The organism is Pseudomonas sp. Irchel s3a10, from assembly GCF_900187525.1.
Classification (GTDB): domain Bacteria; phylum Pseudomonadota; class Gammaproteobacteria; order Pseudomonadales; family Pseudomonadaceae; genus Aquipseudomonas; species Aquipseudomonas koreensis_G.
On the sequence record NZ_FYDR01000014.1, the window covers coordinates 20,259 to 42,622 of the forward strand.

Annotated in this window: 26 protein-coding genes; 14 read left to right on the forward strand and 12 right to left on the reverse strand. The window is 60.2% G+C overall.

The window, feature by feature from the left end:
* Nucleotides 1–102 precede the first annotated feature (102 nt).
* The 4 genes from CKW11_RS26000 to CKW11_RS26020 all read right to left on the reverse strand — a co-directional run bounded on the left by CKW11_RS26000 (nt 103) and on the right by CKW11_RS26020 (nt 3,554).
* Nucleotides 103–294 (reverse strand): PLDc N-terminal domain-containing protein, encoded by a 192-nt coding sequence (locus tag CKW11_RS26000; RefSeq protein WP_095139977.1) that lies wholly within the window; start codon nt 292–294, stop codon nt 103–105.
* Between the two features lie 71 nt (nt 295–365).
* Nucleotides 366–896 (reverse strand): hypothetical protein, encoded by a 531-nt coding sequence (locus CKW11_RS26005; RefSeq protein ID WP_095139978.1) that lies wholly within the window; start codon nt 894–896, stop codon nt 366–368.
* Between the two features lie 203 nt (nt 897–1,099).
* On the reverse strand, nt 1,100–1,618 hold the full coding sequence (locus CKW11_RS26015; RefSeq protein ID WP_047292959.1) for an ankyrin repeat domain-containing protein: 519 nt from the start codon (nt 1,616–1,618) through the stop codon (nt 1,100–1,102).
* 97 nt (nt 1,619–1,715) lie between these two features.
* Nucleotides 1,716–3,554, reverse strand: a complete 1,839-nt coding sequence (locus CKW11_RS26020) for a long-chain-acyl-CoA synthetase (RefSeq protein ID WP_095139980.1) — start codon at nt 3,552–3,554, stop codon at nt 1,716–1,718.
* Between the two features lie 378 nt (nt 3,555–3,932).
* On the opposite strand from CKW11_RS26020, the gene CKW11_RS26025 reads away from it, so the two are divergent.
* Complete coding sequence (locus CKW11_RS26025; protein ID WP_027613327.1) at nt 3,933–4,211, forward strand: DUF3509 domain-containing protein; 279 nt, start codon at nt 3,933–3,935, stop codon at nt 4,209–4,211.
* A gap of 193 nt (nt 4,212–4,404) precedes the next feature.
* On the opposite strand, the gene mtnC is transcribed toward CKW11_RS26025, so the two are convergent.
* The 5 genes from mtnC to aroC form a co-directional block, all read right to left on the reverse strand.
* Nucleotides 4,405–5,088 (reverse strand): acireductone synthase, encoded by a 684-nt coding sequence (mtnC, locus tag CKW11_RS26030; protein WP_095139981.1) that lies wholly within the window; start codon nt 5,086–5,088, stop codon nt 4,405–4,407.
* A 4-nt stretch (nt 5,089–5,092) separates the two neighbouring features.
* The gene (locus tag CKW11_RS26035) at nt 5,093–5,638 is read right to left on the reverse strand and encodes an acireductone dioxygenase (protein WP_027613329.1); all 546 of its coding nucleotides are present in this window, start codon (nt 5,636–5,638) and stop codon (nt 5,093–5,095) included.
* 92 nt (nt 5,639–5,730) lie between these two features.
* On the reverse strand, nt 5,731–6,357 hold the full coding sequence (locus CKW11_RS26040) for a methylthioribulose 1-phosphate dehydratase (protein ID WP_095139982.1): 627 nt from the start codon (nt 6,355–6,357) through the stop codon (nt 5,731–5,733).
* Entirely contained in the window at nt 6,354–7,499 is a 1,146-nt protein-coding gene (locus CKW11_RS26045; protein WP_095139983.1) for an MFS transporter, read from the reverse strand. Before CKW11_RS26045 ends, CKW11_RS26040 begins: the two co-directional genes overlap by 4 nt.
* 31 nt (nt 7,500–7,530) lie before the next feature.
* A complete protein-coding gene (gene aroC / locus CKW11_RS26050) occupies nt 7,531–8,622 on the reverse strand; it encodes a chorismate synthase (protein WP_095139984.1) in 1,092 nt (363 codons plus the stop codon).
* Nucleotides 8,623–8,752: 130 nt separating this feature from the next.
* Here aroC and CKW11_RS26055 point away from each other — a divergent pair, with 130 nt between their 5' ends.
* Both CKW11_RS26055 and CKW11_RS26060 read left to right on the forward strand, forming a co-directional pair.
* Nucleotides 8,753–9,706 carry an alpha/beta hydrolase gene (locus CKW11_RS26055; protein ID WP_095140014.1) on the forward strand — a complete coding sequence of 318 codons (954 nt, stop codon included), beginning with the start codon at nt 8,753–8,755 and terminating at the stop codon, nt 9,704–9,706.
* Nucleotides 9,707–9,805: 99 nt separating this feature from the next.
* A complete protein-coding gene (locus CKW11_RS26060) occupies nt 9,806–10,597 on the forward strand; it encodes a hypothetical protein (protein ID WP_095139985.1) in 792 nt (263 codons plus the stop codon).
* An 82-nt stretch (nt 10,598–10,679) separates the two neighbouring features.
* Here the strand turns inward: CKW11_RS26060 and prmB are convergent, their stop codons facing one another.
* The gene (prmB, locus tag CKW11_RS26065) at nt 10,680–11,588 is read right to left on the reverse strand and encodes a 50S ribosomal protein L3 N(5)-glutamine methyltransferase (RefSeq protein ID WP_064586711.1); all 909 of its coding nucleotides are present in this window, start codon (nt 11,586–11,588) and stop codon (nt 10,680–10,682) included.
* A gap of 238 nt (nt 11,589–11,826) precedes the next feature.
* On the opposite strand from prmB, the gene CKW11_RS26070 reads away from it, so the two are divergent.
* The 5 genes from CKW11_RS26070 to CKW11_RS26090 all read left to right on the forward strand — a co-directional run bounded on the left by CKW11_RS26070 (nt 11,827) and on the right by CKW11_RS26090 (nt 14,598).
* Nucleotides 11,827–12,417, forward strand: a complete 591-nt coding sequence (locus CKW11_RS26070; protein WP_003223193.1) for a cysteine hydrolase family protein — start codon at nt 11,827–11,829, stop codon at nt 12,415–12,417.
* A 130-nt stretch (nt 12,418–12,547) separates the two neighbouring features.
* Nucleotides 12,548–12,868, forward strand: coding sequence for a hypothetical protein (locus tag CKW11_RS26075; protein WP_003223191.1), 321 nt, complete (start codon nt 12,548–12,550; stop codon nt 12,866–12,868).
* Between the two features lie 74 nt (nt 12,869–12,942).
* Nucleotides 12,943–13,500 (forward strand): Smr/MutS family protein, encoded by a 558-nt coding sequence (locus CKW11_RS26080; RefSeq protein ID WP_095139986.1) that lies wholly within the window; start codon nt 12,943–12,945, stop codon nt 13,498–13,500.
* Between the two features lie 77 nt (nt 13,501–13,577).
* The gene (folE, locus tag CKW11_RS26085) at nt 13,578–14,123 is read left to right on the forward strand and encodes a GTP cyclohydrolase I FolE (RefSeq protein WP_003442011.1); all 546 of its coding nucleotides are present in this window, start codon (nt 13,578–13,580) and stop codon (nt 14,121–14,123) included.
* 103 nt (nt 14,124–14,226) lie between these two features.
* Complete coding sequence (locus CKW11_RS26090) at nt 14,227–14,598, forward strand: glutathione S-transferase N-terminal domain-containing protein (protein ID WP_095139987.1); 372 nt, start codon at nt 14,227–14,229, stop codon at nt 14,596–14,598.
* A 164-nt stretch (nt 14,599–14,762) separates the two neighbouring features.
* Here the strand turns inward: CKW11_RS26090 and CKW11_RS26095 are convergent, their stop codons facing one another.
* Nucleotides 14,763–15,929 carry a PLP-dependent aminotransferase family protein gene (locus tag CKW11_RS26095; protein WP_095139988.1) on the reverse strand — a complete coding sequence of 389 codons (1,167 nt, stop codon included), beginning with the start codon at nt 15,927–15,929 and terminating at the stop codon, nt 14,763–14,765.
* 82 nt (nt 15,930–16,011) lie between these two features.
* Between CKW11_RS26095 and CKW11_RS26100 the strand changes: the two genes are divergently transcribed.
* The 3 genes from CKW11_RS26100 to CKW11_RS26110 all read left to right on the forward strand — a co-directional run bounded on the left by CKW11_RS26100 (nt 16,012) and on the right by CKW11_RS26110 (nt 18,843).
* Nucleotides 16,012–16,458 (forward strand): MarR family winged helix-turn-helix transcriptional regulator, encoded by a 447-nt coding sequence (locus CKW11_RS26100; protein WP_095139989.1) that lies wholly within the window; start codon nt 16,012–16,014, stop codon nt 16,456–16,458.
* Between the two features lie 318 nt (nt 16,459–16,776).
* Nucleotides 16,777–18,126, forward strand: coding sequence for an NCS2 family permease (locus CKW11_RS26105; protein WP_095139990.1), 1,350 nt, complete (start codon nt 16,777–16,779; stop codon nt 18,124–18,126).
* Nucleotides 18,127–18,216: 90 nt separating this feature from the next.
* Nucleotides 18,217–18,843: a LysE family translocator gene (locus CKW11_RS26110; protein ID WP_095139991.1), complete on the forward strand. Its 627-nt coding sequence runs from the start codon at nt 18,217–18,219 to the stop codon at nt 18,841–18,843.
* A gap of 191 nt (nt 18,844–19,034) precedes the next feature.
* Here the strand turns inward: CKW11_RS26110 and uraH are convergent, their stop codons facing one another.
* A complete protein-coding gene (uraH, locus tag CKW11_RS26115; RefSeq protein ID WP_007913983.1) occupies nt 19,035–19,388 on the reverse strand; it encodes a hydroxyisourate hydrolase in 354 nt (117 codons plus the stop codon).
* Nucleotides 19,389–19,809: 421 nt separating this feature from the next.
* Here uraH and puuE point away from each other — a divergent pair, with 421 nt between their 5' ends.
* The 3 genes from puuE to alc all read left to right on the forward strand — a co-directional run bounded on the left by puuE (nt 19,810) and on the right by alc (nt 22,331).
* Nucleotides 19,810–20,736 (forward strand): allantoinase PuuE, encoded by a 927-nt coding sequence (gene puuE, locus CKW11_RS26125; RefSeq protein WP_039769896.1) that lies wholly within the window; start codon nt 19,810–19,812, stop codon nt 20,734–20,736.
* A complete protein-coding gene (gene uraD, locus CKW11_RS26130) occupies nt 20,733–21,248 on the forward strand; it encodes a 2-oxo-4-hydroxy-4-carboxy-5-ureidoimidazoline decarboxylase (protein ID WP_095114340.1) in 516 nt (171 codons plus the stop codon). Before puuE ends, uraD begins: the two co-directional genes overlap by 4 nt.
* 87 nt (nt 21,249–21,335) lie before the next feature.
* A complete protein-coding gene (alc, locus tag CKW11_RS26135) occupies nt 21,336–22,331 on the forward strand; it encodes an allantoicase (RefSeq protein WP_095139993.1) in 996 nt (331 codons plus the stop codon).
* Nucleotides 22,332–22,364: the final 33 nt, after the last annotated feature.

Sequence of the window (22,364 nt, forward strand, 5' to 3'; positions counted from 1 at the left end):
GCTCGCGAAGGCGGAGTGTCATTCACCCATGTTTCGACTGACCAATCGCCTTCGCGAGCAAGCCCGCTCCCACAGGGGAATTAGCGTGTTTTTGGGCAAGCGTCACACCCGCACATTGCCCCGCGGCCCGGCAATTGCCCAGATGATCAGGCCCAGTACCGGCAGGAGGATGATCAGCAGCACCCAGACGATTTTCATCCCCGTGGTCGCGCCGCTTTTCAGCACATTGATGATGGCCCAGATGTCGAGGGCAAGAATGATCAGGCCGATCAGACCGTTGAACGTGGAACCCATAGTGTCGCTCCAGAATAGTGGCATGCACTTTTAGGATAGACGGTCGCGCGCAGGGTTCCCTTTTATTGCGTTCAGACGTGAACGGAGACCTTCAGCGCTTCCAGCGACGGCGCGGCCGCGATGCCGACTTCGGCGCACAGCTCCAGCACTCGCGGCACGTCGTTGCCGTAAACCAGCACCACTTGCAGCTCGTCATCGAGCAACTGACTGAAGTTCATCAGCGTGTAACCGCCGTTTTCCTTGTTCAGGCTGCTCATCTGCACTTGGATGCGGTTGAGCGCAGTCAGCGCTTCGGTTTTGGCCAGTTGCTTGGGCTTGAGATTGAAATCGACGCCCGGGCCGAACGAGGCGACGATCTGCGCGAACAGGTCAACGTAAGTATCAGCCTGGAACAGCACGGTTTCCGGCAGGCTGCCGACCACGACCCACTCACCCAGCGGGATCGGGAAGGTGTCGTCGTAGTTGATGTCCGGGTTTGCTGCCAGAAAGGCATCGGCATCGGCGTAGGCCTGCGCCGCTTCGTCCGCCACGTTCAGGATCTCGTCCTCGCCCATGCAGCCGGAGCTGATTTTGCTGATGAGTTCGACGAGTGCGGCTTTCATGAGGGCGGATCCTGTGGAAGGTTTGAATTTGAGGGCGCGGAGGATAGCGCATTGCAACCTCAGGCTGCACACAGAACATCTGTGGCGAGGGAGCTTGCTCCCGCTGGGGCGCGAAGCGGCCCCAAACAGTGAGTTCACCATTTTTACCAGCGCTGCGCACTGGAGCGGGAGCAAGCTCCCTCGCCACAGAATCTCGACAGTCCTCAGGCCAGCAGTTTTTCCAGCTGCGCCGTGGTATCGACTGCGCCCATGGTGCGGGCCGCGTCCAGCGCGGTGATGCCGTTGGCATCCTTGGCTTGCGGGTTGGCGCCCTTGCTGATCAGGTATTCAACGATTTCAACACGGTTGAACATCGCCGCCATCATCAACGCGGTGCGGCCGTCGAAGGACGAACCTTCGATCTCGGCGCCCGCTTCCACCAGCGCCTTGACCACCGCCAGATCGCCCTTGAACGCGGCGCCGGCAATCGGGCTCTGGCCGTTGCCGTTACGCATTTCCGGGTCGGCCTTGTGCTTGAGCAGCACCTGCACCGCGTCAACGTGACCGTAGTAGCTGGCGAGCATCAGCAGCGTGTCGCCCTTGCTGTTTTTCAGGTTCACCGGCAAACCGGCGCTGATCAGCCGATCAAGCATCAGCGCATCACCCTCGCGCGCCTTGTTGAAAACCTGCTCGGTGAATTCGGCAGCTTCTTCAGGGGTCATCTGGCGGCTCTGGTCAGACATAGGGCAACTCCACTTTCGGTTATTCGCAAAGCCGACAGTTTCCCGAGCGCGACGATAGCTGTCACCCCCTTTTTCTCAAGTCATGCCATAGCCAATCTCAATAACGGTATTTGCCTTGATGAATATCGGCCAGAATTTCGTCCGTCACCTGCACGTAAGTCTGGGTGCCGGGCAGCCATGCGTAGATCGGGTCATCGCCCGTCTGGCCGGGGTCAAAGCCTTCGTTTTTCAGCCGGGTCTTCTGGTATTTGAACGTTCCGGTGGTTTCCATTTTCACCTTCACCCGCAAGAACAGCGGCACCGCATAGGCCGGCAGGCGCTGACGAACGAACGCTAGCAATTCAGCGAAATCCAGGGTCGCCAGCGACTCGGCGGGCGTGATTGCGGCCATGCCGGCGCGGCCATTGGTGTTGCGCACCTCCACGCCGTAGGCGACTGCCTCGGAGATAAGCGGATGTTGCAGCAAGAGGTTTTCGACTTCAGTGGTCGAGACATTCTCGCCCTTCCAGCGATAGGTATCGCCGAGGCGATCGACGAACTGCGCATGACCGAAGCCGATATTGCGCAGCAGATCACCGGTGTTGAAGAAGTGGTCGCCCTTGCTGAACACGTCGTGCAGTACCACCCTGGCGGTTTTCTGCGGGTCGGTATAGCCATCCAGCGGTGCCTTTTCATCAATCCGCGCCAGCAGCAAGCCCTGCTCGCCCTTGCCGACCTTGCGCATGAAGCCATCGGCACTGCGCAACGGCTCACCGCTGTCGTGGTCGTACGCCACCAGCTCCCAGGCCATCAGCGAGAAACCGATGGTGTTGTCGAAGTTGAGAATGTTGCTGAAGCCGATGTTGCCGTCGCTTGCCGCGTACAGCTCACAGATGTGCTCGACGGCAAACCGGGTCTTGAATTCGGCCCAGGCGCCGGGACGCAAGCCGTTGCCGATCATCTTGCGCACCGGGTGACGGCTGTCGTCGGCGCTGGCCGGTTGATCGACCAGATAACGGCACAGCTCGCCGACATAGCCGATGGTGGTCGCGCGATAACGGCGCACGTCATTCCAGAACTGGCTGGCGCTGAACTTGCGACGGATCGCGAACCCGGAGGCGCCGTTGATCGCCGAGCCCCAGCACACGCATAGGCCGGTGGCGTGGTACAGCGGCAAGGTGCAATAGACGACGTCGTCGGGGCTCATGTTCAGGGCGATCATGCCGAAGCTGGCCGAGCTGCGCATCCAGCGACCGTGCTTGAACACCCCGGCCTTGGGCAGGCCGGTGGTACCCGACGTGTAGATGTAAAAGCACGGATCGTTGAAGAATACTTCGCCGCTGCTGGGCGGGTTTTCAGCGCAGGCGTCGGCACTGGCGCTGATCAGGTTGATGTAGCCCTCGGGCGCAATACCCGGGTGGCTATAGGTGTCACGGTCAGCGATGAACCAGGTGCGCGATGCGGCGATCGACACTTGCTCGCGGATTGCGGCAAACGCTGGCTGCAGTTCCTCGCCAAGCACAATCGCCACCGGCGCCACCAGGTTCACGCTGTGGATCAGCGTGTCGCGGGTCTGCGAGGTATTGAGCAGCGCACTGACCGCGCCGAGTTTGGCCAGCGCCAGAATGGTCACCAGCAGCTCGGGACGGTTTTCGATGAACACCGCGACCACATCGCCCTTGCCGATCCCCTGCGCGCTCAGATAGTGGGCGATGCGATTGGCCCACTGGTTGACCTGCGTATAGGTCAGCAAGACATTGTCCTGCAGGATCGCCAGACCCTCGGGGTTGCGCAGGGTTGCTTGCTCGAAGGTCCAGCCGAGGCCACACGTTTGGGTCGGATCCGTGACATTGGCGACTTTCATGCCCTTGACCACCCGTGGAATGGTTTTGGCGATGGTCGGCAGTTTGCGGAGCATCATGCCCCAGGTAATCGTGTCGCTCGACGCGTGACGCATGGCTGCTCCCCGGTCGGCCTGGTCGGCCGTTTTTTTATTGTTCGGGCTGTGGGCATGACCTGCGTGGTGGGCAAGGTCGAGATCGAAAATACGTCAGCGCTTCGCGGCCTGTACACGCGGTTTTTGCAATGTTTTGTATCCGCCCTGTCACGCCTGGCGGCAGTGATTGCGCCTTTGCCGTTTGGTTCCGTTCAACCCATGAGAATCCCGCAAAATGCAGGATGCACGATGGCCATTCATGCAGTTTGCACGACACCTGCAAATTTCACGATTTTTAACTTATTGATTTATAAGCATTTTTATTTTTTTGCGTGCTGGCACAATCGCTGCAACCTCCTTTGCATGCTTGCCATTCAAGTGCATACGGAGCTGAAAGACATGAGCCTGATCCAAGAAAAATTTACCTCGCTGTTCTCCAACTTCAACGTCACCACTGCGCCACGTCCCGATGGCGGGATTCTGCTGACCTTGCGCAGCAGTGAAGGCAAAGTGTTCAAACGCGCCCTGACGTATCAGCAAATGCACAACGCCGACCAACTGTCGTGGGCGATCAGCGCGATTCGTCGTGACCTGGCGGAAGAAGCCAGTGAACTGCCGCAGATTGCGATGCTGCAAAGCCAGCAGCGCTTTGCCCTGCCGACGTATCACTCGCTGTAATTGATTCGAAGCTTTAAACAGCTTTAAACAAAAACAGGCCGGGCAGCTTTCACTGTCCGGCCTGTTTTTTGTGGCTGATGCAAAACTCCGTGTGGGAGCGGGCTTGCTCGCGAAAGCGGTGTGTCAGCCAAATATTTTTGACTGACACACCGCTTTCGCGAGCAAGCCCGCTCCCACATTGGATTGAGGGTGGTTAAAAGGCTTCGGGTTCGATGCCGGTGAAGCTGTCGACAGTAATATGCCCCTCCAGCTCGCCACCCTCGCGGGCCAGGCCACAGGTCTGCAGGCCTGCCGATTGAGCGGCATCCAGTTCCTCAACGATGTCGGACAGAAACAGAATGTCCTGCGGCTCGACGCCAATCGCTTGTTGAATATTGGTGTAAGACTGCGCCTCACGCTTGGGCCCTGACGTGGTATCGAAATACCCACTGAACAGCGGTGTCAGATCCCCCGCCTCGGAGCAGCCGAAGATCAGTTTCTGCGCCTGGATCGAGCCCGACGAATAGACAAACAGTTGATAACCCGCCTGATGCCAGCGCTTGAGCGCGTCAACGGCATCCGGGTAGACGTGGCCTTTCAACTGCCCGGCCTGATAGCCCTGCTCCCAGACCATGCCTTGCAGTGCCTTGAGCGGCGTAGCCTTGCGGTCTTCGGCGATCCAGCTCAGGAGGATTTCAACCACCCGTTCAACGTCGGCCTGCGGCTCGTTGCTGTCGCGGCGCACGGCGGCGATCTGTTCGGCAACATCGGCGCGCTCGGCGTTCTGCCGCACGAAGTCCGGCAGGTGTTTGGCGGCGTAAGGGAACAGCACGTCGAACACGAAACTCACCGCGCTGGTGGTGCCTTCGATGTCAGTGAGAATGACTTTGATCGACATCGGCTCAGTCCTCCAGACGCGGGAAGCGCCCGGCGATGTCTTCGCCGGTGAAGTTGGCGACCCAGCCTTCCGGGTTGTTGAACAGGCGAATCGCCACGAAGTGCGGGTGCTCGCCCATGTCGAACCAGTGTTTGGTACCGGCCGGCACCGAAATCAGATCGTTCTTTTCGCAGAGCACGGCGTAAACATAATCATCGATGTGCAGGGTGAACAGGCCACGACCGGCAACGAAAAAGCGCACTTCGTCTTCGCCATGGCGGTGTTCTTCGAGGAACTTGGCGCGCAGTTCGGCTTTTTGCGGGTGATCGCTGTTGAGGCTGATCACATCGACGGTGATGTAGCCGCGCTCGGTCATCAGTTTGTCGATCTGCTCCTGATAGGCGCTGATCACTTCTTCCTGGCTGGCACCGGGCTGGATCTTCGCCGCGGCTTGCCAGCGGTCGAAGCGCACGCCCTGCTCGGCGAGCGTCGAGGCGATGTCTTCGAAATGGGTCAGCACCTTGTTCGGAATCTCGGGGCTGGATACGTGATAGACAGACAGGCTGCTCATGGGCAATTCCTCGGTATCGGCCTTGCCGTCCGGTTTTTGCAGACCGGTCGGGCAGTGCATTTCATCAGGCAAATGGGCGGCTTCTGGTGAAGTCAGCCTTGGCGGTTCATGACGCTGCGGGTTTTCAACTCGCATTCAAACAGAAATTCGAAGGCCTCGATCTGCCGCAGGGCATCGCTCATCTGCGCGCCCCAGGTGTAGAGGCCGTGGCCGCGAATCAGGTAACCGACGCAATCGGGATGGGCGTCGAGCCAAGGCTGCACCTTGGCGGCGAGGCGCGCAATGTCCTGATCGTTGTCGAAAATCGGCACACGCACCCGCGATTCATGGGTCGAGATGCCGCTGAAGGCCTTTTGTAGCTCGTAGTCTTCGAACTCGATGAAGTCTTCGGGCGTCAGGCGCGACAGCACCGTGGCGTTCACCGAGTGAGTGTGCAGCACCGCACCGATCTCCGCGCGCCAGCTATAGAGCTGGGTGTGCAGCAGGGTTTCAGCCGAGGGCTTTTTGCCCGGTTCGAGGCTGTTGCCGGACAAATCCGTGGCGAGCACGTCGTCCAGCCCCAACTGGCCCTTGTGCTTGCCGGACACGGTCAGCAGCGCTTCGCTCGGCGACAGGCGCGTCGAGTAATTGCTGCTGGTGGCCGGCGACCAGCCGCGACCATAAAGAAAACGCCCGGCGTCGACGATTTGCTGGGCGAGTTGTTCACGCGTAAGGCTCATGGCCTGTCCTCTTGCATACGTATGGCAATGATAACGGCAGCAGCGAGCGCCGCGAGACTGGCAATACTAAAGGTCAATGTGGCGCCGAGGGCATTCCAGCTGTAACCGGAATACAACGCGCCCAGCGCGCCGCCAGTACCGGCCAGCGCGGCGTACAGCGCCTGGCCCTGACCTTGCTGACGCGCACCGAAACTACGTTGCACGAAGGCGATGGCAGCCGCATGAAAGCTGCCGAAAGTCGCCGCGTGCAGCACCTGCGCGAACAACAGCACCCAGAGGAATTCGGCGAACGAACCTAGCAGCAACCAGCGCAGCGCCGCCAGCAGAAAACTCGCCATCAGCACCCGGCGCAAGGAAAACCGCGCGAGAATCCGGCTCATGGCCATGAACATCAGCACTTCGGCGACCACACCCACGGCCCAGAGCATGCCGATCGTGCCACGGCTGTAACCAAGTCGCTCAAGGTGCAAAGTCAGAAACGTGTAATACGGGCCGTGGCTCATCTGCATCAGCGCAACACAGCCGTAAAACGCCAACACACCCGGGCTGCGCAGTTGCGTGAGAAAGCCTTCCCCGCTCGGCCGATTGCCCTGCGGCGGCTGCGCATTCGGCACCCACAGGCTGCTGAGGACGATGCCGGCCATGATCAGCACCAGCGCTGCCGGGTAGATATCGAGGCTGAGCCATTCGAACAGTCGGCCCAGCGCGACCACGGTGATGATGAAACCGATCGAGCCCCACAGGCGAATCTGGCTGTAGCGCGAGGTTTGCCCCTGCAGATGCGCGAGGGTGATGACTTCGAATTGCGGCAGCACCGCGTGCCAGAAGAACGCGTGCAGCGCCATGACCATCGCCAGCCAGGCGTAGGTCTTGCTGACGAAAATCAGTGAGAACGTCAGCAACGTGCACACCGCACCGAAGCGCACGATGGCCAGGCGTTTGCCGGTGTAGTCGCCAAGCCAGCCCCAGATGTTCGGCGCCACGCAGCGCATCAACATCGGGATCGCCACCAGTTCGCCGATGCGCGCAGGGCTGAAGCCGAGATGATCGAAGTACAGCGCCAGAAACGGCGCTGTCGAACCGAGCAAGGCGAAATAGAACAGATAAAAACTGGACAGCCGCCAGTACGGGAGCGCCGCCACGGTCAGACCGCGACGGCTTGGCGATCAACCATCAAAGCTGACCCAGCACCGGGGTGCTGACGCTCACGTCGGCATTCTGCCCACGGTGACGCAGCAGGTGATCCATCAGCACAATGGCCATCATCGCCTCGGCAATCGGCGTGGCGCGGATGCCGACGCACGGGTCGTGACGGCCCTTGGTGATCACGTCCACCGGGTTGCCGTGGATGTCGATCGAACGGCCCGGGGTGGTGATGCTCGACGTCGGTTTCAACGCCAGATGCGCGACGATCGGCTGACCGGACGAGATCCCGCCGAGAATGCCGCCGGCGTTGTTGCTGAGGAAACCTTCCGGGGTCAGTTCATCGCGATGCTCGGTGCCGCGCTGGGCGACGCAGGCGAAACCGGCGCCGATTTCCACGCCTTTGACCGCGTTGATGCTCATCAGCGCGTGCGCCAGTTCAGCGTCGAGGCGGTCGAAAATCGGCTCGCCCAGGCCTGGCATCACGCCTTCGGCAACCACGGTGATCTTGGCTCCGACCGAGTCCTGGTCGCGGCGCAATTGATCCATGTAGGCCTCCAGCTCCGGCACCTTGTCCGGATCCGGGCTGAAGAAAGCGTTCTCTTCCACCGAATCCCAGGTCTTGAACGGGATTTCGATCGGACCGAGCTGGCTCATGTAGCCGCGAATGACGATGCCTTGGCTGGCCAGATACTTTTTGGCAATCGCACCTGCCGCCACGCGCATTGCGGTTTCGCGGGCCGAGCTGCGGCCGCCGCCACGGTAATCGCGCTCGCCGTATTTGTGGTGGTAGGTGTAGTCGGCGTGCGCCGGGCGAAACAGATCCTTGATCGCCGAGTAGTCCTTGGACTTCTGGTCGGTGTTGCGGATCAGCAGGCCGATCGAGCAACCGGTGGTGCGCCCCTCGAACACGCCGGAGAGGATTTCGACTTCGTCGGCTTCCTGACGCTGGGTGGTGTGGCGGCTGGTGCCCGGCTTGCGGCGATCGAGGTCGCGCTGCAAGTCTTCGAGGGAGATCTCCAGGCCCGGCGGGCAGCCGTCGACAATGGCGACCAACGCCGGACCATGGCTTTCGCCAGCGGTGGTGACAGTGAACAACTTGCCGTAGGTATTGCCGGACATGCAGGACGCTCCGTGAAATCAAACCCGAATTCGTGATGCGCGCCAGTATACGCAGGCTAACCGAGTAGTTCATCCTCGAACCTTAGTGGTGCTGGCGAGTCCAACCGGCACCTTGGCGAATGATGGCGTGATGATGCTGCGAGTTTTGATCTTGAGTCTTACCCTGTTTACGGGCTTTGCCCAAGCGACGGTCCTACAACGCCCGGTAACTTTGGATACCGGTACCGGTGAGCTTTTCGGCTCGCTGCTGCTGCCGAAATCTGACAACCCGGTGCCGGTTGTCCTGATTATTTCTGGCTCAGGTCCTACGGATCGTGACGGAAACAACCCCGACGGCGGGCGCAACGACAGCCTCAAGCGCCTGGCGTGGGTGCTGGCCAAACACAACATCGCCAGCGTGCGCTACGACAAACGCGGTGTTGCGGCGAGCCTCGCTGCGACGCCCGATGAGCGCAATTTATCGGTGGAGGCCTATGCGGCGGACGCAGTGGCGTGGGGGCAGAAGCTCAAGGCCGATCCGCGTTTCGGCAAATTGATCCTGCTGGGTCATAGCGAAGGTGCATTGATCGCCAGCCTCGCCGCGCCGAAAGTCGATGCGGCTGCGGTGATTTCCCTGTCCGGCAGCGCGCGCCCGGTCGATCAGGTGATCCGCGAGCAACTGGCCCGCAGCCTGCCACCGCCGCTGATGCTGCGCAGTAATCAACTGCTCGACAGCCTCAAGGCCGGCCACACCGATGACAATGTGCCGCAACCGTTGCAGGTGATCTTCCGTCCGAGCGTGCAGCCGTATCTGATTTCGCTGTTCCGTCAGGATCCGGCGAAAGCCTTCGCGCAATTGAAGATGCCGGCGCTGATCGTCCAGGGCAGCAACGACATGCAGGTCGGCGTTGGCGATGCGCAGGCGCTGAAAGCCGCCAAACCCGATGCTGAACTGGCGGTGATCGACGGCATGAACCACGTCATGCGCATCGTCCACAACGATATGAAGCGGCAACTGGCTTCGTACAAGGATCCGAATTTGCCGCTGGCTGCGGAACTCGGCGCGAAGATCATTGAGTTTATTGACGGACTTCGCACCCGTTAACCGTAGTTTGCCCTCTAGTCTTGGCAGAAACGGCCGATAAGCCTTTGTCGCCAGCGTACCGGCTGGCGACAAGCAGAGCTTGGACAGGATCTCGCCGTTATGACTGATACCCAGACTTCACCCGACACCACCGCTGAAAAAGACGCACCGCCAGCGGTCGAGCTGCCTTGGGCGGACGTCAGCGTCGAGCACCACAAGATGCTCCGTCTGGCCCCGCTGCAGACTGACCGTAACACCGGTGGCCGGCCATTGCGCTTTGTCGAATTCGGCTATGCCGAGCGCAACAGCAAAGAACACAGCCTGATGCGCATGGCGATCAAACTGCCGAGCCAGCGTGTGCGCAAAGAACAGAACCACCTCGATGTGTGGGTCGATCACACCAGCAAACGTGTGCATTTCGGCCCCGATAGCGGCTTGCAGATCGAACCGCTGAACCGTGGGATCGGCCGTTTCATGGCTGCGCAAGGTATCAACTGGGCGAAAAAACGCTGGCCGACCTACACCGTCGACGGCATGGACCTGAACAACAAGGACGCGCTGAACGAAGACACCCGCCTGCGTCGCGATCACTTCTTGCGCGTGCATGGTTTTGACGTGGTCTACGCCGACGCCCAGCATTTGAAGGGCAGCGTCAAAGAGGTGCAAGTCGGTGACCTGCTGGGCGACTGGAACAGCGAGAAGCTGCAGATCGTCGAGATTCTCGAAGCGGCGCAGATGCTGCAACAGGCCGAGCAGAACCTCGCCGAGCAGGAAGTGAAGCTGAAGAAGCAGGAAGACAAAGTCAGCAAGTTCAAGCGTGAAGACGCCGGTTTGCGTTTCACCATTACCTGCCTGGTGGCGTTTGCGGTGTTTCAGGCGGGGTTGTTGATCTGGATTGCCACGCACCGGTAGATCAAAAGATCGCAGCCTGCGGCAGCTCCTACAGGGGATCTATGTAGGAGCTGCCGCAGGCTGCGATCTTTGCTTTTAGCCTTTAGACGCGGGAAGCGAACAGGGCCTGATGATTGCGGCACTGTTCTGCGGTCAACATGAACACGCCATGTCCGCCGCGCTCGAAATCGAGCCAGGCGAAGTCGACTTCCGGGTACAGCGCTTCGACGTGCACCTGGCTGTTACCCACCTCAACGATCAGCAGCCCCTTCTCGGTCAGGTGATCCGCCGCTTCAGCGAGCATTCGCCGTACCAGGTTCAGACCGTCATCACCGCAGGCCAGGCCCAGCTCCGGTTCGTGCTGGTATTCGTCCGGCATGTCGGCGAAATCTTCTGCGTCGACATACGGCGGGTTCGACACGATCAGGTCGAAACGCTGCCCCGGCAAGCCATCGAAACCATCGCCCTGCACGGTGTACACGCGCTCATCGACGCCATGGCGCTCGATGTTCTGGTTGGCCACTTCCAGCGCTTCGAACGACAGATCCGCCAGCACCACTTCAGCGTTCTGGAACTCGTAGGCGCAGGCGATACCGATGCATCCCGAGCCGGTGCACAGGTCGAGGATGCGTGCCGGCTCGTCGCCGATCCACGGTGCGAAGCGGTTTTCGATCAGCTCGCCAATCGGCGAACGCGGGATCAGCACACGCTCATCGACGATGAACGACATGCCGCAGAACCACGCCTCGCCCAGCAAGTAAGCCGTCGGAATGCGCTCTTCGATGCGGCGCTTGAGCAGGCGTTGCAGGTTGACCAGTTCGTCGTCTTCCAGTGCACAGTCGAGGTAGCTGTCGGCGATCTCCCAAGGCAGGTGCAAGGCACCGAGCACCAGCTGCCGGGCTTCATCCCAGGCGTTGTCGGTGCCATGGCCGAAAAACAGATCCTCCCCATGGAAGCGGCTGACGGCCCAACGGATGTGGTCGCGCAGGGTACGAAGTCGGGAAGTGATCACGGGGCAGAACTCCAGAAAAAACGACTGGCGATTCTAGCAGCCAAAACGCGTCACGACGACGCGGGAAACATTCGCCGCCGACAGTAGGACTTTTCTGTTTTTTGCATCAGCTATTGAACAGAACGTGTAACTTGACAAGGCTGCAGGCCAATAACGACGCTGCCTACGATGGTAGCGGTTCACAGAACCGCTCAGCCAGAGGACAATGCCGCAAAAGCCCCACCCCAAGGAGCCCCGAATGTCCGTTCCAAAAACGATGTTTCAACTCAGCGGCCGCGGTTACGCAGCGGCCACACTGAGCCATGCCACCGTGGTCATCATCGATGCCCAGAAAGAGTACCTCAGTGGCCCGCTGGCCCTGAGCGGCATGGACGCGGCCGTCGCGAACATCAAACAACTGGTCGCCGCGGCCCGTGCAGCCGGTCGGCCGATCGTGCACGTGCGTCATCTCGGCACCGTCGGTGGCCTGTTCGACCCGCAGGGCGAACGCGGCGAGTTCATCCCCGGCCTTGAGCCACAGGGTGATGAAACCATCATCGGCAAACTGCTGCCGAGCGCGTTCCACGGCACCGAACTGCTCGACCGCTTGCAGAATCTCGGCTCGCTGGATCTGATCGTCTGCGGCTTCATGAGCCACTCCAGCGTTAGCACCACCGTGCGCGCGGCGAAGAACCTGGGCTTCCGTTGCACCCTGGTCGAAGACGCCTGCGCCACCCGTGACCTGCCGTTCAAGGGCCGCGTACTCAGTGCCGCCGTGGTGCAGGAAGCGGAAATGGCGATCATGGCCGACAACTTCGCCACCCTCGCCCTGACTCAAGATCTGATCTGATCTGCTCTGATGAGCGGCTCACCGCGCCGCTCATCCGCAAAAGCCTCGCATTTGCTTCAATTGCCTTAGCCTCAGGAACAACCCGGTCAACTCCCGGTCGAAGGGCCGATACCCATTGAGGAAGGTCGGAATGAAGTTATCCGATGGATTTGACGCACGCCGCTTGCGGCCCAAAGGCCAAAGCAACTGGCGTTTTCGATTCGGCGCAGCGATCGCCGCCATTCTGGCGACGTTCGGTGTGCTGCTGGCGATGGCCGGTGCCGCCAGCCTGCTGGGGCGCCCGCCGGCGCTCGGCGACTTGAATGCCACGCCGACGGGTTCGGCGATCATTCTCGCGGTCGGCTTGTTGTTCCTGTATTTCGGTGTGGCGCTGTGGCGTCGATGCCGGCGGCGCGCCCGGCAATCGCGGGAACTGAACATGTCCCCGCACCTGATGAAAAAACACGACTGACTCCACGGCCTGGCTTTTTGCCGGGCCGTTTTGTTTCGACTTGGGTAAACTGGCCGCCCTTCGCGGAGGCTGACATGCAAGACGACGATTTTTCCCTGTTCAAAAGTGCGATCCAAGGCGTCAAGCCGATCAAGCACGACCGCGCCGACACCGGCAAACCGAAGGCTGACCGCGCGCAGATCGCCAAGCTGCGCCAGTCCGCCACTGTGCGCACCGACACCACCACCGTGGATGGCCTGTCCGATCAGTTCGTGATCGACGTCGGCCCCGAAGACGAGTTGATGTGGGCCCGCGACGGGGTGCAGGAAAGCCAGATGCGCAAGCTCAAAATCGGCCAGATCCCGTTCGAAGGCAGCCTCGACCTGCATGGGATGAACGTCGAAAAAGCCCGCGAGACCCTCTGGGCCTTTCTCGCTGAAGCAACCAAATTCGAAATCCGCTGCGTGCGCGTCACTCATGGCAAGGCCGTGCGCCTGGACGGCAAGCGGCCGATGATCAAAAGCCACGTCAACACTTGGCTGCGCCAGCATCCGCAAGTGCTCGGTTTCTGCTCGTGCCAGGCCAGGCATGGCGGTGCCGGCGCGGTGTACGTGATGCTCAAACGCACCATGATGGAAGGCCGCGACGAATAATCGCGTTACACCGAACTTGCAGGGTTGTGTCCGCCACCGTACCCTTGCCCTTTGCGAAAATCCCCACAGGTAGTTTCATGTCCCTGGAACAGAATTACACCGCGATTCTCGGCCAATTGGGCGAGGACGTGTCCCGCGAGGGCCTGCTCGACACGCCAAAGCGTGCCGCCAAAGCCATGCAGTACCTCTGCCGCGGTTATGAACAGACGCTCGAAGAGGTCACCAACGGTGCCCTGTTCAGCTCCGACAACAGCGAGATGGTGCTGGTCAAGGACATCGAGCTGTACTCGTTGTGCGAACACCACCTGCTGCCGTTCATCGGCAAGGCGCACGTTGCGTACATCCCGAGCGGCAAGGTGCTGGGCCTGTCGAAGGTCGCGCGGATCGTCGACATGTACGCCCGCCGCCTGCAGATCCAGGAAAACCTCAGCCGCCAGATCGCCGATGCAGTGATGCAAGTCACCGGTGCGCTGGGCGTGGCAGTGGTGATCGAGGCCAAGCACATGTGCATGATGATGCGCGGTGTCGAGAAACAGAATTCGTCGATGATCACTTCAGTGATGCTCGGTGAGTTCCGCGAAAACGCGGCGACTCGCAGCGAGTTCCTCAGCCTGATCAAGTAATCGGCTGCAGAAAAAAACCGGCGTTGATCGCCGGTTTTTTTTCGCCCGTTAAAAATCGGGTAAGCTGCGCGCCCTTCTCTCTTTGCACCGTGAGGCTTTCAACGTGTTCGTAAAAGCGCTTCGTGTCGGCCTTGGCCAACTGATCATCTTCATCGACTTCATCACCCGCCCGGGCAAGAAACAACGCCCCGCCGAAGTACAGGCGCAAGTCAACGCCGCCGCCAAAGGTCTGACCCTGTATCAGTTCCACGCCTGCCCGTTCTGCGTGAAAACCCGCCGCACCCTGCGTCGCCTGAATGTGCCGGTCGCACTGAAGGACGCGAAGAACAACGAACAGGATCGCCAGACGCTGCTGGACCAGGGCGGCAAGATCAAGGTGCCGTGCCTGCGCATTGAAGAGAACGGGCAGACGACCTGGATGTATGAATCCAAGGTGATCATTGATTACCTGGATAAGCGGTTTGCTTCGATCTGATGTTGATTGAGTGCTTTCATTGACGCCTTCGCGAGCAAGCCCGCTCCCACAGGTTTTATGAACGCCACAGCCCACTGTGGGAGCGGGCTTGCTCGCGAAGAGGCCCTCCCAGCCAAAGCAAATCCCCAAAAATAAACCGGCCCTCGAGCCGGTTTATTTGTTTTTCACGCCGCTTTATTTATCTGCGCCTGCCTCACCACCACCGCCAGTCGCTTCAACCCTTCGTCCAGCCGCGCCGGGTCGATGTGGCTGAAATTCAAACGCAGGTGCCCGAGGTTTTTATCCGGTTCGGGAAAGAACGGCTCGCCCGGCATGAACGCCACGTCATTGGCCAGCGCCTCGTTGAGCAACGTCCGCGTATCCAGCGGTTGCTTGAGCGTCAGCCAGAAAAACAGCCCGCCCTGCGGCATGTTCCAGTCCGCCAGATCGGCAAAGTGCGTTTCCAGCGCTGACTGGAAAGCATCGCGGCGCTGCCGGTAGAAACCGCGCAGTTCGCTCAGGTGCTGCTGATATTTTTCACTGCCGATCCATTGCAGCGCCTGCCACTGGCCGATGCGGTTGGTGTGCAGATCCGCCGATTGCTTGAGCTTGAGCAAATGCGGAAACAGGTCCGGGCTGGCGATCAGGTAACCGACGCGCAAACCCGGCAGCAAGGTTTTCGACACGGTGCCGGTGTAGATCCAACTGGCTTTCTGCAGACGCCCGGCGATCGGTTTGGCGCTGCCGCCGTCGAACGTCAGTTCGCGGTACGGCTCGTCTTCGATCAGGGTCACGCCGAATTCATCCAGCAGCGCGGCGACCGCAGCGCGCTTGGCTTCGCTGTAGCGCACGGCAGACGGATTCTGGAATGTCGGGATCAGGTAAATGAACGCAGGCCGGTGCTGCTCAAGACGACTGCGCAGTTGCGCCAGATTCGGGCCGTCAGCCTCTTGCGGCACGGTCAGGCAATCGGCGCCGAACAGCTGGAAGATCTGCAGCGCGGCCAGGTAGGTCGGTGCCTCCAAAAGAATTTCGGTGCCTTTGTCGATGTATAACTTGGCGGCCAGATCCAGGGTCTGCTGGGAACCGCTGACCACCAGCACCTGACTCGCCGTGCACTCCAGACCCAACGCTCGCGCCTGCGCCGCCAACACTTCACGCAACGCCGGCTCGCCTTCGCTCATGCCGTATTGGCCGAGGGACAGCGGCATGTCCGCCCATTCGACTTTCGGCAACATGGCTTCGGCCGGCAAGCCACCGGCAAACGACATCACCTCCGGGCGCTGGGCGGCGGCGAGGATTTCACGGATCAGAGAACTTTTAAGGCGCGAAACACGTTCGGAAAAAGCCATGGGAGTCACCGGTAGCGAGGCCTGGGAAAAATAAGTCAAACTGGTTGACTGAAACTACGACAGCTTGAGCGAGTACGTCAACATGCTTGACCTTAAAAACCCCGCCAGCCAGCAACAGGCGATGGAAGCGTTTTTCTTCGGCTATCAGGCGTTCACCGCCAAAGCGGATGAAATGCTCGAGCGGCGCGGCCTGTCCCGGGTGCATCAGCGGATTGTGTTTTTCATCGCGCGTTATCCGAATTTGAGCGTGAAGGAATTGCTGGGCTTGCTCGGCGTGAGCAAGCAGGCGCTGAACATGCCGTTGCGCCAGCTGCAGGAAATGCATCTGGTGCAGAGCGTGGCGTCCGAGACTGACAAGCGTAAGCGCCTGCTGGAGCTGACTGCTGAAGGTGAGAAGTTTGAGCAGGCGTTGCGGCGTGAGCAGGTGAAATTGCTCGAGCGGGTGTTTGCTGAAGCTGGGGAGGCGGCGGTGAATGGGTGGTTGGCGGTGAATATGGCGCTTGGGAGCACTCAGTCACTTCTCGATTGACTGGACTGGCCTCTTCGGGAGCAAGCCCCCTCCCACAGGGTTCTGCTGGTTACCCATGATTCGGTCCCACTGGGGATCCACTGTGGGAGGGGGCTTGCTCCCGAATAGGCTAGAACAGGCGATATATCTCTATCGCCTGACCTTTCGTAAACAAAACCAAAAACAATATTTGCTTTATTTGTACACAAAAGCATAATCCACTGCGTGCGAGTTCCTGACCGCATGGTCAACAAATTCGCGTATGCCTCAAAGGGCTGCTGCCACCCCTCATGGGTCCGGCCCTGGAAATAACAATAAAACTCTTGAGGAGTACTCGCTGTGGAAAGCCGCAAATCCGAAGCATCGCCGCTGGAACTCTCGCCGCCCTTACGCACAGGCGTGCTGGAGCGCATCTTCAAACTCAGCTTGCATGGCACCACGGTGAAGACCGAGCTGATTGCCGGTCTGACAACCTTCATCACCATGGCTTACATCATCTTCGTCAACCCGAACATCATGGCCGATGCCGGGATCGATCACGGTGCAGCCTTCGTCGCCACCTGCATCGCCGCCGCACTCGGCTGCCTGCTGATGGGCCTGTACGCCAACTGGCCGGTGGGTCTGGCGCCGGGCATGGGCCTCAACGCCTTCTTCACTTACACCGTGGTCGGCACCATGGGCTACAACTGGGAAACCGCGCTCGGTGCGGTGTTCGTTTCCGGTGTGCTGTTCATGATCCTGACCTTCTCGCGGATTCGCGAATGGCTGCTCAACAGCATCCCGGTCAGCCTGCGCTATGCGATGGGCGCTGGCGTCGGCCTGTTCCTCGGGCTGATCGGCCTGAAAACCGCCGGCATTGTCGTCGACAGCCCGGCCACTCTGATCAAACTCGGCTCCCTGCGTGAACCCGGCCCGCTGCTGGCGGCGATCTGCTTCCTGATGATCGCGATCCTCAGCTACCACAAGGTGTTCGGCGCAATCCTCATCAGCATCATTACCGTGACCCTCGCCGGTTGGGGCCTAGGCATCGTGCACTACGAAGGGATCATGTCGACCCCACCGAGCCTGGCACCGACCTTCATGGCAATGAACGTCGCGGGCGTGTTCAACGTCAGCATGATCAGCGTGGTGCTGGCCTTCCTCTTCGTGCACATGTTCGACACCGCCGGCACCCTGATGGGTGTGGCCCAGCGCGCCAATCTGGTCAACGCTGACGGGCGTATCGAAAACCTTTCCCGCGCCATGAAAGCCGACAGCGCCTCAAGCGTCTTCGGCGCGGTGGTCGGCGTTCCGCCCGTCACCAGCTATGTGGAAAGTGCCGCAGGTGTAGCGGCTGGTGGTCGGACTGGTCTTACCGCAGTCACCGTGGGTGTGCTATTTATAGCGGCGATGTTTTTCGCACCGCTGGCCGGGATGATTCCGGCTTACGCCACCGCCGGTGCGCTGATTTATGTCGCGATGCTGATGATGGGCGGCATGGCCCATATCGAGTGGGACGAAGCCACTGATGCGATTCCGGCGATCGTCACCGCGATCATGATGCCGCTGACCTTCTCGGTCGCCGACGGCATTGCGCTGGGCTTCATCACCTACGTGGCGTTGAAGGCCGGTACCGGCAAGTACAAGGAAATTTCCGTCAGCCTGTGGGTGCTCTGCGCGATTTTCATCGCCAAGTTCATCTTCTTGTAAGCGTCACGCGGTTCAAGCTTCAAACCAGCCTCACCCTCGCGGGTGGGGCTTTTGCACATTCTTGAGTACAACAAAAAAAGGAGCAAAGTGATGAGTCTGGAAACCTGGCTGCTGTTCAGCGGCGCGGCATTGGTGGTGATCCTGATTCCAGGGCCACTGTCATTGCTGATGATCAGCAACAGTCTGAACTACGGCTTGCGCCGCTCTTACCCGGCGTTTCTCGGCGGCGTGATCGCTTCGATCTGCCTGCTCAGCGCATCGGCGCTGGGGCTGGGCGCCCTGCTGCTGGCCTCGGAACAACTGTTCAGCGCCCTGAAAATCGTCGGCGCGCTGTACCTGTTCTACCTCGCCTGGCAGAGCTGGCAGCAATCGCGTCAGCCGTCGGTAGGCGCCGAAGTGCCGCAAGCCGCACCGCTGCCGCGTTTTCGCACCCTGTTCGGCCGCGCTTTTGTCTTGGGCGCGAGTAACCCGAAAGACATCCTGTTCTTCGCCGCATTTCTGCCGCAGTTCCTCAGCGCGGAGCAGCCCTTCCTGCCGCAGTTGCTGATCATGATTGCAACCTGGACGGTGCTCGACCTGTGCTGCAAGTTGGCTTACGGGCTGGGTGCGCACGGTGCGGCGCGGTATCTGCGCAGCGGCAAGGGACAGAGCTGGTTCAACCGGGTGAGTGCCGGGTTGTTCAGTGGCGCCGGTGCTGCGTCGCTGCTAAGCCGCTGACAGCAAAAGCTTCGCGAGCAAGCCCGCTCCCACATTTGGAATGCATTCCCTTGTGGGAGCGGGCTTGCTCGCGAAGGCGTCAGACCAGACGGCACTTTCCTCCAAGCGAAAAAAAGCCCGCAGTGTGAGCGGGCGAAAGACCAAAGAAGCTATATGCGCAGTCGCTTCCCGGTGGGGGCAGCTGCTTGGGGTCAGCTGCCCCGATAGGTGGAATAGCTGTAAGGCGAAATCAGCAGTGGCACGTGGTAATGATCCTGCTCGGCGGAGATGCCGAAACGCAGCACCACCACGTCGAGGAACGCCGGTTCCGGCAGTTGCACGCCACGGGCGCGGTAGTAATCGCCGGCGTGGAACTGCACCTGATAGACCCCGGTGCGGTAGTCATCGCCTTGCAGCAATGGCGCGTCGACCCGGCCATCGCTGTTGGTAACGGCACTGGCGACCAATTCCAGATGCGAACCTTCAACGCGGTACAGCTCGACCTTGATCGAGCTGCCCGGGCAACCGTGTGCAGCGTCCAAAACGTGTGTTGTCAAACGTCCCATTGATTCTGCGCGCCTGGCCGCAAAGAGCAGTCAGACTTCGCGCCTCCCGAAGTCAGGTAAAAAGGAGACCGCACCGATTCGGAGCACGAAAAGCTGCGGCGAGCGACTGATTAAGACACTTTTCAAAAAAATTGTACACAATAAAAACGACATTTTTCACCTCACCCCCGCCATTCGGGCGTTTACTGCCGATCTGCCCCAAAAGCGCCTGACTATTGAACCTCACATCCATTAGCTGACTGATCAGGCAGGTTTCTTGCAGGTTTACGCCAGTAGCAGCAAAAGATGACAGTCGGTGAAAAATGCGAAAATTCAGGCTTACAAATTGCGAATAAAGTTGTATACAATCAGCCCATCGCTGTGACGCCAGCCTGTGCAGGCCGTTACACAAACCTGTTAACGAATAAGAAGGAAGACTGCAGTGAGCGCTGACTACCCACGCGACCTGATCGGTTACGGCAGTAACCCTCCTCACCCACACTGGCCGGGCAACGCGCGCATCGCCCTGTCCTTCGTGCTCAATTACGAAGAAGGCGGCGAGCGCAACATCCTGCACGGCGACAAAGAATCCGAAGCTTTCCTCTCCGAGATGGTCGCTGCTCAGCCGCTGCAAGGCGCGCGCAACATGAGCATGGAATCGCTTTACGAGTATGGCAGCCGCGCCGGCGTCTGGCGGATCCTGAAACTGTTCAAGGAATTCGACATTCCGCTGACCATCTTCGCCGTGGCCATGGCCGCCCAGCGCCACCCGGATGTGATCCGCGCGATGGTCGAAGCCGGTCACGAGATCTGCAGCCACGGCTACCGCTGGATCGACTACCAGTACATGGATGAGGCGCAGGAGCGCGAGCACATGCTCGAAGCGATCCGCATCCTCACCGAACTCACCGGCGAGCGCCCACTGGGCTGGTACACCGGCCGCACTGGCCCGAACACCCGGCGCCTGGTGATGGAAGAAGGCGGTTTCCTCTACGACTGCGACACCTACGACGACGACCTGCCCTACTGGGAACCGAACAACCCGACCGGCAAGCCGCATCTGGTGATCCCGTACACCCTCGACACCAACGACATGCGCTTTACCCAGGTGCAGGGTTTCAACAAGGGCGACGATTTCTTCGAATACCTCAAAGACGCCTTCGACGTGCTCTACGCCGAGGGCGCCGAAGCGCCGAAGATGCTTTCGATCGGTCTGCACTGCCGGCTGATCGGCCGTCCGGCGCGTCTGGCGTCGCTCAAGCGCTTCATCGAATACGCCAAAAGTCATGAACAGGTGTGGTTCAGCCGTCGCGTCGACATCGCGCGTCACTGGCACGAAACCCACCCGTACCAAGGGGCCGCCAAATGAGCCGCTTTCAAACCCTGCAACCGTCGACCCTGAGCCGCGACGCTTTCGTCAAAGCCTTCGCCGACATCTACGAACATTCGCCATGGGTGGCCGAGAAGGCCTACGACCTGGGCGCGGACGCGTCGATCGACGAGATCGAAACCCTGCACCAGCGCATGAGCGACATCCTGTTGAGCGCCGATCACGCCAGCCAGCTTGCGCTGATCAACGCTCACCCGGACCTGGCCGGCAAAGCCGCCGTCCAGGGCCAACTGACCGAAGCCAGCACCAATGAACAGGCTGGCGCCGGTATTCACCAATGCACGGCCGAAGAGTTCCAGCGCTTCACCGAGCTGAACGACGCCTACAAGGCCAAGTTCAAGTTTCCCTTCATCATGGCGGTAAAAGGCAGCAACCGGCATCAGATCCTCGCGGCGTTCGAAACGCGCATTCACAACTCGGTCGACACCGAATTCAAATGCGCGCTGGCGGAGATCAACAAGATCGCCCTGTTCCGTTTACTGACTCTTTAGCAAGCCTGACCCGAGTACATCAGACGCGGAGAGTACCCAGGGTCTTGCAAGCATCCCCAGCCAACTTATTAAAGGCAGACAAGAAGAATGAAAGCTTACGCCGTACCTTTCGAGAAGTTCGTCAACCTGGCCGATGCCCGTCTGGGCACCAAGATCATCTCGGTCACCGATGACTGGTTCGCAGACGCCAATCGTCTGTTTCAGCCGACCCCGGCCGTGTGGAAGGAGGGTGTGTTCGACGACAACGGCAAGTGGATGGACGGCTGGGAATCGCGTCGCAAGCGCTTCGAAGGCTACGACAGCGCGGTAATCCGCCTGGGCGTACCGGGTTCGATCAAAGGCGTGGACATCGACACTTCATTCTTCACCGGCAACTACCCGCCATCGGCCTCGCTGGAAGCGTGCTTCCTGGCCTCGGGCGAGCCGGACGAAAACACCCAGTGGACTGAAGTGCTGTCGGCCGTCGAGCTGCAGGGCAACAGCCACCACTACCACGAAATCAGCAACGACCAAGCGTTCAGCCACCTGCGCTTCAACATCTACCCGGACGGCGGCGTCGCCCGTCTGCGCGTGTACGGCATCCCGTTCCGCGACTGGTCCGCTGTGGGCGACAACGAACAGGTTGACCTCGCTGCTGCTCTCAACGGTGGCCGCGCCCTCGCCTGCTCCGACGAACACTTCGGCCGCATGAGCAACATTCTCAACCCGGGCCGTGGCATCAACATGGGCGACGGCTGGGAAACCGCACGTCGTCGTACCCCGGGCAATGACTGGGTGATCGTCGCGCTGGGCCACCCGGGCGAGATCGAAAAAATCATCGTCGACACCCTGCACTTCAAGGGCAACTACCCGGACACCTGCTCGATCCAGGGCGCGTTCGTCAAGGGCGGTACCGACAGCCAGATCGAAACCCAGTCGCTGTTCTGGCGTGAACTGCTGCCGAGCCAGAAGCTGGAAATGCACGCCGAACACACCTTCGTCGAGCAGATCAAGGCGCTGGGACCGATCACCCACATCCGTCTGAACGTGTTCCCGGATGGTGGTGTGAGTCGCCTGCGCGTTCTCGGCAAGGTCACTAAATAAGCAGTGAAACCATTCGCGAGCAAGCTCGCTCCC